At 58.4% G+C, this 9425-nt stretch carries 10 protein-coding genes; all 10 read left to right on the top strand.

Features of this window, described 5'->3' with window-relative positions; translation table 11 throughout:
- Positions 1–75 precede the first annotated feature (75 nt).
- The 10 genes from B088_RS07735 (at position 76) to B088_RS07690 (ending at position 8455) form a co-directional block, all read left to right on the top strand.
- Complete coding sequence (locus B088_RS07735; protein ID WP_425413756.1) at positions 76–300, top strand: transposase; 225 nt, start codon at positions 76–78, stop codon at positions 298–300.
- Between the two features lie 204 nt (positions 301–504).
- Positions 505–2541: a transketolase family protein gene (locus B088_RS07730; RefSeq protein WP_018107853.1), complete on the top strand. Its 2037-nt coding sequence runs from the start codon at positions 505–507 to the stop codon at positions 2539–2541.
- A 3-nt stretch (positions 2542–2544) separates the two neighbouring features.
- Positions 2545–3018 (top strand): RpiB/LacA/LacB family sugar-phosphate isomerase, encoded by a 474-nt coding sequence (locus B088_RS07725; protein ID WP_018107852.1) that lies wholly within the window; start codon positions 2545–2547, stop codon positions 3016–3018.
- Positions 2999–4993, top strand: a complete 1995-nt coding sequence (locus B088_RS07720) for a M3 family metallopeptidase (protein ID WP_018107851.1) — start codon at positions 2999–3001, stop codon at positions 4991–4993. The genes B088_RS07725 and B088_RS07720 overlap by 20 nt, the downstream gene beginning before the upstream one ends.
- A 180-nt stretch (positions 4994–5173) precedes the next feature.
- Complete coding sequence (ybeY, locus tag B088_RS07715; RefSeq protein ID WP_018107850.1) at positions 5174–5641, top strand: rRNA maturation RNase YbeY; 468 nt, start codon at positions 5174–5176, stop codon at positions 5639–5641.
- Between the two features lie 28 nt (positions 5642–5669).
- Positions 5670–6401 carry a DUF4271 domain-containing protein gene (locus B088_RS07710; protein ID WP_025082245.1) on the top strand — a complete coding sequence of 244 codons (732 nt, stop codon included), beginning with the start codon at positions 5670–5672 and terminating at the stop codon, positions 6399–6401.
- A gap of 10 nt (positions 6402–6411) precedes the next feature.
- A complete protein-coding gene (locus tag B088_RS07705; protein WP_018107848.1) occupies positions 6412–7176 on the top strand; it encodes a uroporphyrinogen-III synthase in 765 nt (254 codons plus the stop codon).
- A 6-nt stretch (positions 7177–7182) separates the two neighbouring features.
- Complete coding sequence (locus B088_RS07700) at positions 7183–7578, top strand: ribonuclease P protein component (protein ID WP_018107847.1); 396 nt, start codon at positions 7183–7185, stop codon at positions 7576–7578.
- Complete coding sequence (yidD, locus tag B088_RS07695) at positions 7575–7823, top strand: membrane protein insertion efficiency factor YidD (protein WP_018107846.1); 249 nt, start codon at positions 7575–7577, stop codon at positions 7821–7823. The genes B088_RS07700 and yidD overlap by 4 nt, the downstream gene beginning before the upstream one ends.
- The gene (locus B088_RS07690; RefSeq protein ID WP_018107845.1) at positions 7820–8455 is read left to right on the top strand and encodes a TatD family hydrolase; all 636 of its coding nucleotides are present in this window, start codon (positions 7820–7822) and stop codon (positions 8453–8455) included. The genes yidD and B088_RS07690 overlap by 4 nt, the downstream gene beginning before the upstream one ends.
- Positions 8456–9425 lie beyond the last annotated feature (970 nt).

Below are 9425 nucleotides of genomic sequence, written 5' to 3'. Positions count from 1 at the left end.
AGGATCCGGAAGTGGTACGAGCCGATACGACCGCGGTACAGCGATCGGAAGTACAAGATAAAGGAGGCAGATCTTATGCTCATCACCAAAGAAGGGATGGAGAGCGAGNTGGAGGAGATACGCAACATCGCCAACTTCCTCNGGTCAAATTCCACCCCCATTCTGAGGTACTTCTACCGCCGGGAGAGCAACGCCAAGGCGGAGGCTCTCAACCAAAACCTCCAGCGCTTCATCAGCGTCAACTACGGAGCCAGAAACACCGACTTCTTTCTCTACCGCATCGCCCTCCACTTCTCCTAAATCCCTCACATCAACAACTCCCCTTTCACCATCCTCCCCATCCCAGCACATCAAAATGCGAATTAGCCGTATGAGCCACTTGGGACCTCCTGTTAGTTTGTCCTCGCAGTGGGGTCTCTTTGCAAAGGTCTTGGTATATTTGTCCGTAGGCTTATGCCTGCCACAACTCCGACTAATAAACCATTACTTCAATACACCGTAACGATGAGTAGTAACTCTCTAAGCCACAAGATCGCAGATAATATCCGGATCCTTGCTCTCTCCATGGTGGAGAGAGCCTCGTCCGGTCACCCCGGAGGAGCCATGGGTGGCGCCGACTTCGCCGCTGTGCTCTTCTCCGAGTATCTCCGGTACGATCCGGAGGACCCGGCGTGGATCGCCAGGGATCGCTTTTTCCTCGACCCCGGTCACCTCTCCTCTATGCTCTATAGCGTGCTGGCGATGCAGGGCTTCTTCACGATGGAGGAGCTGAAGGCCTTCCGTCAGTGGGGTAGTCCGACGTCGGGTCACCCTGAGTTGGATATCACGAGAGGGATAGAGAATGGCTCCGGACCGCTCGGTCAGGGACATACGATGGCGGTGGGTGCTGCCATTGCGGCGAAGAAGATGGGCGCCCATTTCGATAAGGGACTGATGCAGCAGCGGATCTACGCCTTTATCTCCGACGGAGGCATCCAGGAGGAGATCTCGCAGGGGGCCGGTCGTCTGGCGGGTCACCTTGGGCTGGATAATCTGATCATGTTTTACGACGCCAATGAGGTGCAGCTCTCCACCCGTGTAGACGAGGTGGATAGCGAGGACGTGGCGATGAAGTACCGCGCCTGGGGCTGGGAGATATTTGACATCAATGGTAATGACCCGGAGGAGATCCGTCGCGCTCTCGATGGGGCCATAACGGTCAAGGGCAAACCCTCACTCATCATCGGTCATACCCTGATGGCGAAGGGGGCGATCGACAAGGAGGGCGGTCGCTCGCTCGAGGATCAGGTGTCGACGCACGGTCAGCCGCTCTCCAAGGCCGGTGCCGACGTTCGTCGCACCGTCGCCGGTCTGGGCGGCGATCCGGACGACCCCTTTGTCATTTTCTCCGAGGTTCAGGAGTGCTTCGCCAAGCGGTGTGAGACGCTCATAGAGGAGAAGAAAGAGTGGCAGGCACGCTTCGACAGTTGGCGCAAGGCTAAGCCGGAGGCAGCAGAGGAACTGGAGCGGTGGCTGGACCCTGAGGTGAAGAGCGTCGACTGGTCTCAGATCGAGCAGGCACCGGATAAGGCGACACGCAATGCTTCGGCGACCGTCCTCGGACATCTCGCCGAGCAGGTACCTAATATGATTGTCTCCAGTGCCGACCTCTCCAACTCCGACAAAACGGATGGTTTCCTCAAGAAAACCACTGCGATTACGCGGGACAACTACGACGGCCAATTCATCAACATGGGTGTCTCAGAGCTGACGATGGCGGTGGTGAGCATGGGGCTGATGCTGCATGGCGGGCTGATTGCCGCCTGCGGTACCTTCTTCGTCTTCAGCGACTACATGAAGCCGGCGATCCGCCTCTGTGCGTTGATGGAGCTGCCGGTAAAGTTTGTCTGGACCCACGATGCCTTCCGTGTCGGTGAGGATGGTCCGACGCACCAGCCGATCGAGCAGGAGGCACAGATCCGCCTGATGGAGAAGCTGCGTAACCACTCCGGGAATAACTCGATGCTGGTCCTTCGTCCTGCCGATGTGGAGGAGACCACCGTGGCGTGGAAAATGGCGATGGAGAACACGAAGAGCCCGACGGCACTGATCTTCTCCCGACAGAATATCAAGAACCTCCCCGAGAATGACTATACTAACAGCCTCCGCGTGGAGCGGGGCGGCTATACCGTCATCGAGTGCGAGGAGCCCGAGGCTGTGCTGATCGCCTCCGGATCAGAGGTGAGTACGCTCGTAGCCGGTGCCGAGCTGCTGAGTGAGCGAGGTATTAGGGTCAATGTCGTCTCCATACCGAGCGAGGGACTCTTCCGTCGTCAGCCGGAGGATTACCAGGAGAGCGTGCTGCTCCCCGGCGTACCGCGCTACGGCCTGACTGCCGGTCTGCCGGTCACCCTGGAGGGGATGATCTCTCACAGTGAGGGGCGGATCCACGGGATGGAGTCCTTTGGCTTCTCCGCCCCCTACACGGTGCTGGATGAGAAATTTGGCTACACGGCTGAGACAGTTTGCCGTGAGGTGATGGAGCTATTGGGAAAGAAGTAAACTATGATAGCAGGAGTACAGAAGATAGGTCTGGCCAGTGACCACGCCGGATACTACATCAAGATAGCGGTGAGGGACTTCCTCGCGAAGTGGGCTCCCGAGGTGGAGCTGATTGACTACGGGACGGACAGTGGGTCAGCCAGCTGCGACTATCCCGACTTTGCCCACAAGCTGGGTGACGCTCTCGACCGTGGCGAGGTGGATATGGGTGTCGGTGTCTGCGGCTCCGGTGAGGGGATCCAGATGGCGCTCAATAAGCACCGGTCTGTCCGTGCGGGACTCGCCTGGATGCCGGAGATCGCATCGCTGATCCGGCAGCATAATAACGCCAATGTCTTGGTGCTGCCCGGGCGTTTCGTGCCGGTGCAGGAGGCACAGGAGATGGCGGAGATATTCTTCAGCACCGACTTCGAGGGCGGACGCCACGAGCGTCGGGTCCGGAAGATAGCGACAGATTATGGAGAGACTCTATCCTGACTTTGAACATCGGGATGCGGATACCCTCGCTGCGAGGGTGCGGGAGGACCTGGAGACCTACCGTGAGGAGCTGGAGGAGATCCGCTCCGTGCCGATAGAGGCTGCCACCTTTGGCAATACCGTGCTGGCTCTCGAGCAGGCGGGTAGGGCGTTGGATGTGTCGTCGGCTACCTTCTACAACCTCCTCAGCTGCGATGCGGACGATCGCCTCATGGAGCTGTCGGAGGAGCTGACGGAGGAGCTGACCGACGTCGCCAATGAGGTCTCTCTTGATCCCGACATTGCCGCCAAGGTAAAGAAGATCTACGAGGCATCTCAGGATGCGCTTTCGCGTATAGATAAGCGACTCCTTCTCCGCACCTACGAGTCCTATCGGGACAATGGGTCGATGCTGCCGGAGAGCAGCCGACAGGAGCTGAAGGGGCTGCGGAAGGAGCTGAGCCTGGCGACGCTCCGCTTCGGGCAAAACGTCCTGCGGGAGCAGAATGCCTATCGTCTCTCAGTCCTCGATGGTGAGTCTCTCCAGCGGTTGCCCTCCTCAGCTCTGGAGCAGGCACGGAAGAGGGCAAAGGAGGAGGGCGTAGAGGGCTGGATCTTTGACCTCAGCATGCCATCCTACAGTGCGCTCATGCGATTCTGCAGCAATCGGGAGACACGCAAGCAGATCTACCGCGACCGAGGTACGCTCTGCTACGACACCTCGAGGGAGACGAGCAACATCGCCACCATCTACGACATCGTCCGGCTGCGGCACTCCATCGCCAAGCTCCTCGGTCACGAGACCTATGCCGACCTAGTACTATCCAAGAAGATGGCGAAGACGCCCGAGGCGGTCTACAATATGCTGGATAAGCTGCGCGATGCCTACCTCGCCAAGGCGCGTGAGGAGGTGGAGACGATAGCCGGTCAGGCAGAGCGTCGGGACCAGATCACGAAGCTGGAGTCGTGGGACTGGAGCTACTATGCTGAGCTCTATCGGGAGAAGGCACTGAAGTATGAGGAGGAGCAGACGAGACCCTACTTCGAGCTCTCTTCCGTCGTAGAGGCGATGTTTGGTCTCGCCGGCAAGCTCTACGGGATCGAGCTGAGACGCAACGGCGAGCTGCCGGTCTACCATCCCGATGTGGAGGCGTACGATGTGCTGCGTGAGGGACAGCTGCTGGGGACTCTGCTGCTCGACTACTTCCCTCGTAAGGGGAAGCGGTCCGGTGCCTGGATGACCAATTATGTGGAGGAGTACGAGGGGGTACGCCCGGTGATCAGCCTGGTGACCAACTTTACCCCACCCAGCGATGAGAAGCCGTCGCTTCTCACCTTCGATGAAACGACGACTCTCTTCCACGAGTTTGGTCACGCCCTCCACGGTCTGCTGACGACGGTGAAGCACGCCTCTCTCAGCGGAACCAATGTGGAGCATGACTTTGTCGAGCTGCCGTCGCAGATGAATGAGAACTGGATGCGCCAGCGCGACTTCGTCAAGTCCTTTGCGAAGCACTATCAGACCGGAGAGGTGATCGGTGACGATCTGCTCGATGCGATCGAGAGGAATGCGCTCTTCCTCGACGGCTATGGCTGCATACGTCAGCTCACCTTCGGTTACCTGGATATGAAGTGGCATGCCACCGATCCAGAGACCCTACCCACTGACATCGAGGAGGTGGAGGCAGAGGCGCGCAAGGGGCTGGAGCTGCTTCCGCATGCGGTCGGGACGGCGATGAGTCCCTCCTTCACCCACATCTTCAGCGGAGGTTACGCCGCCGGATACTATGGGTACAAGTGGAGCGAGATCTTGGACGCAGATGCCTTTGAGGAGTTTATCCACAATGGTCTCACCGACCGCGCCACGGCTGACCGCTTCCGGGAGAATATCCTCGAGCGGGGCGACTCGGAGGATCCGGCGGAGCTGTACCGAGCCTTTAAGGGTCGGGATGCAACGGTAGACGCGCTGCTTCGCCGCTCCCATCTGATCCAATGATCCCCCCTTCGTCGGATCGGGATAATAGCCTGTTGGAAGTGCCCCTGCTCGTCAGGGGCATTTCTTTTATCAGTAATGAGTGGGGTGCAATAAAATGACTACCTTTGCAGTGTCCTCCCGGGCGATGCAAGGGTGCGCCCGATGGGCCGAAGTTTCCCGACTAATATAATACAGGTGTCTATGGCTATTCATTATTACTCAGAGAGCGAGGCCGTCCCCCCATTTCTCCGCCGAGAGGTGGGCATATGGATCACGTCCGTGGCGGAGGGCTATGGAAAGACCATTGGAGAGCTCAATTACCAATTCTGCAACAATGAGCAGATGCTCGAGATGAATAGCAAGTTCCTCGACCATCACTACTACACGGACATCATCACCTTCCCGAGCGGAGACGATGATGAGGTGCTGGTGGCGGACATCCTGATCTCCCTTGATCAGATCCGGCTCAACGCCGCAGATCTGGGTGTGGCGCCCGGGAGCGAGCTGCTCCGGGTGATGATCCACGGGGTACTCCACCTCTGTGGTCAGGATGACGTGACGCCGGAGCTGGAGGCAGAGATGCACCGGGCGGAGGATCGGGCGCTGGCTCAGCTGCCGGAGAGAGTGTGGCGAGCCGTCCCGGCGGCTCAGCCGTGGGTGGAGGGGTAAGACCGTACTTTAAGCAAAGGGGGACACCTTGAGTCAGGAGCTGAGGTCTGCATGGCCGGTGTTTGAGACCTATGAGGAGGCGCAGTACGTCGACTCAGCTCCCGCCTACACTGATAGTCTGATAGCCGTGGCGATCGTCCTGGTGGCTATCGGCGTGCTGCTCTACCACCAGCTGATACGTCCCCGAGGTCGAGGTCGAGCGCTGCTCCTGCTGACAGCTCCCTCTCGTGCCATCCCTCGCGTCGGTGAGATGCTCCCATCTGTGGGCTTTTTCGTCGTGGGGCTTTTGGAGAGTCTCCTCCTGGTGTCCCTCTTAGTGACGCTTCTGCTACCGGAGTCGAGTGGTGTCGCTTCCCTCTCGCTCAGTGGCTTCTGGCTCAGTGTCGGGAGGGTAACCCTATGGGTGGCACTCCTCTTTATCATAGCCACTGTGGTACAGGCGTGGATGGTCTATACCTTCTGTCACTCGGAGCAGATCTCCCTCTGGTGGGCGGACTACCTGATCCTGCTGATCGTCGCTGCCAATACGCTCCTCATCCCGCTCCTACTGCGACTCTTCACTCCGATGAGTGTCTCGGCACTGATCACTGTCTCCGGGGTGCTTTATGTGGTCTACCGCGTCCTCCTATGTTATAGGGAGATCCGGATCTTCAGTCACCTCAGCCATTATCCCCTGCATATTATTTTGTACCTTTGCGCTTGCGAAATAGGCCCCTTGCTCTATCTGCTCAAGGTCGCCTCACTTAGTGTGAATCAGTAGTATATCACAAATGTCCACAAAGACACGTAAAATCCTGGTACCGCAGCCGGAGCCGCCCAAGAAGAGTTCACCGTACTATCAGCTGGCAGAGGAGTATGGTCTAGAGCTGGTTTTTAAGCCCCTCTTCCACTTCGAGACACTGACGACACGGCAGTTTCGGGACCAGAAGGTAGATATTCTCAAGCATACGGCGGTGATCCTCACATCGAGGACGATCACTACACACTTCTTCAAGCTGGTGAGCGATCTGCGCTGCACGCTGCCGGAGGACTTCAAGTACTTCTGCGCCTCTGAGCGCGTTGCTCTATTTCTGCAGAAGTTTATCACCGTACGCAAGCGCAAGATCTTCTTCCCGGAGAAGAATGGCTCCTCGTCCGACTTCCAGACCATCATCTGCAAGCACGATAAGGAGAAGTTCCTCGTGCCGGAGATAGAGGAGCGCAGCTCTGAGGTGGTGGCAATGCTCCAGGATACTAAGGTGAAGGTGGATGTCTGTGACGTCTGCCGGATCATCTATGCTGATGTGACATCGGAGGAAATCGACTCCTTTGACTTTCTCCTCTTCTTCAGCCCCAACGGTCTCTCTGCCATCAAGGCTGCCTATCCCGACTATCAGCAGGGCCGTCAGATCGTCGGCTGTCTCGGCGAGGGCACGCGGGAGGAGCTCGAGCAGGCGGGTCTGCAGGTGCATATCAGTGCACCGACGCGCGAGTACCCGAGCATGACCGCTGCTCTGGAACACTATCTGCAGGAGGAGAAAAAGGCGGCGGAGTAGATCCATATGAAGGAGTATGGGCTGACGAAGAGCGAGCGGCTCTATCTGCGGGAGGAGATTCGGCAGCTCTTCGAGAGCCGGAGTCGCTTCGTCTGCTATCCTTACCGCGTCGTCTGGCGTCTGGAGGAGCCGTCGGTGGAGCCGCTCAAAGTCCTTATCTCCGTCCCCAAGCGGCTGATCCGCCATGCGGTGGACCGCAATACGATCAAGCGTCGCACCCGCGAGGCGTGGCGGCTGCAGAAGGGCCCGCTCAGGGCGCTCGCAGCAGAGCAGGAGGCGACCCTCCTCGTGGGACTGCTCTATATCGGTGATCATGTCTCTCGCTCAGAGCGACTCTCCTCAGCGGTCTCCAAGTCGATTGCCCGCCTCTGTGAGGAGGTAAAGAGTGGGTCCTCCCTATGAGTCTCAGGTCTATCATTCACAGCATTGGGGCCTTCGTCGGTAGGTTACTGATCCTGCCGATCCGCTTCTATCAGAAGTATATCAGCCCCCACACGCCTCCCGCCTGTCGCTTCACACCCACCTGCAGCCAGTATGCGATCGAGGCGATCCGGAAGCATGGTCCGATCAAGGGGCTGCTCCTGGCTATCTGGCGTCTCTTGCGGTGCAATCCCTGGGGTGGTAGTGGCTACGACCCTGTGCCATGAGGCTGCTTGACTTCCATACCCACCTACATAATATAGAGCGCTACCGCGGTGACTCCACAGTCATCGCGGTTCGCTCGCTTATGCCGGACGAGGAGGCTGACGATCGGTCGGACCTCTACACTGTCGGGATCCATCCGATGGATGAGCGTCGTTACGCCGATCCGGGGGGTCTGCTCCTCCGGCGGAGCGATGAGCTGGGTGAGCGCTTCCTCGGCATCGGAGAGTGCGGTTGGGACCGTCGCTCCTCGTGGTCGATGGAGGAGCAGACCGCTCTCGTGCGACGTCACATCGTCCTCGCCGATCAGCTTTGCTGTCCCCTCATCCTACACGTGGTGGGCGGTTGGCACCTCCTCCTGAGGGAGCGGCGTGCTCATCCGGAGGGCGTCTGGGTGGTCCATGGATTTAGGGGAAAGCCGGAGCTCCTGCGTCAGCTGGAGGAGGCGCATATCCGGGTCAGCCTTCATCCGAAGTACCACTGGGAGGCGGTCCCTACGCTCCCCTTCTTCCTCGAGACCGACGACAGCGATCTCCCGCTCCGGACGATCTATAGCCGGGCAGCAAGTCACCTCGACCTGACTGAGGAAGCTCTCTCAGACATGATGCTGCACCGTCTTAACGCACTCCGACCTTAGGGTCTCCTCCTACAGTCCAGAGGGCAACTCAGGGGCGACCGATCAGGAAACGCGTGACTTGTCCGGAAGCTTAAGTGGTGCAAATATACCACCTCCACCGGCAGGGGTTGTCTCTTCGAGTCTCTTTCTGTCTTTTCATGACCAAAACTCTACACAGTGACACTCACCATCCGCAGAGATTCGATTCGCAGCGTCCCTCGACATCCGGGCGAAACAGTAAGTCCCCTTGCCGGTGTGCCATCCTGCCTGAGTAGATCCCGCAGGGGGGCACACGAAAACGTCAAATAAACGGCATGTTGGCATCCGTAAGGATGCCCGTTCCCTAGGCATCGGTCGAGCCACGAAGTGGCGAAGACCGATGTTATAGCATAGGCATTATGACTCGACCCCTTGTGGGTCGCCGGGAGGGGCACACAGAGATTGCCTGCCACTTTTATTACCGATAATAGAGTTTTCTATTACCGGTATTAGTGTTGACTAATACCGACTATAGTGATGACTAATACCGGTATTAGTTTGAGGGCGTCTCTCGGTCATCCGGATGGCAGGTCTCAGGCGATCTTGCCGAGGGCGGGCCAGGGGTGACGCATTTGAGTGGTACAGAAACCATTCAACTCATTGTAAAGAGTGGTGAACGAAGCACCCCGGCAGGGGTGCCCGCTTTTTAGACCCGGGTCGAGGGGCGTAGCCCCGACGACCCGGGGGTCAGGCGTTGAAAGCGATCCCGCGACCCCGCTAGGGTGTCGCACTGATTGACTGACTGGTATGTGCGACACCCTAGCGGGGTCGTATACCTTGAATGCGTCGTCGTTTCCCGGGGTCTTCGGCACTTCGTGCCTCGACACCCGGTCTAAAAAGCGATGATCCCTCCGGGGCTTCGCCCCTGCGGGATCGGCATGCGGCAGCAGCAGGGCTGGGATCAGTCGACAGGATTGCACAGCGACAGGGATTATCACTTCTTTGCTTTAAG

The organism is Porphyromonas bennonis DSM 23058 = JCM 16335, from assembly GCF_000375645.1.
Lineage (GTDB): Bacteria > Bacteroidota > Bacteroidia > Bacteroidales > Porphyromonadaceae > Porphyromonas_A > Porphyromonas_A bennonis.
This window is presented reverse-complemented; position numbering and strand designations above follow the sequence as displayed.

Coding starts and splice junctions, on each gene's coding strand:
- yidD (WP_018107846.1), top strand. CDS start 7,575: ATGAGTCTCAGGTCTATCATTCACAGCATTGGGGCCTTCGTCGGTAGG.
- B088_RS07700 (WP_018107847.1), top strand. CDS start 7,183: ATGAAGGAGTATGGGCTGACGAAGAGCGAGCGGCTCTATCTGCGGGAG.
- B088_RS07720 (WP_018107851.1), top strand. CDS start 2,999: ATGGAGAGACTCTATCCTGACTTTGAACATCGGGATGCGGATACCCTC.
- B088_RS07705 (WP_018107848.1), top strand. CDS start 6,412: ATGTCCACAAAGACACGTAAAATCCTGGTACCGCAGCCGGAGCCGCCC.
- B088_RS07730 (WP_018107853.1), top strand. CDS start 505: ATGAGTAGTAACTCTCTAAGCCACAAGATCGCAGATAATATCCGGATC.
- B088_RS07690 (WP_018107845.1), top strand. CDS start 7,820: ATGAGGCTGCTTGACTTCCATACCCACCTACATAATATAGAGCGCTAC.
- ybeY (WP_018107850.1), top strand. CDS start 5,174: ATGGCTATTCATTATTACTCAGAGAGCGAGGCCGTCCCCCCATTTCTC.
- B088_RS07725 (WP_018107852.1), top strand. CDS start 2,545: ATGATAGCAGGAGTACAGAAGATAGGTCTGGCCAGTGACCACGCCGGA.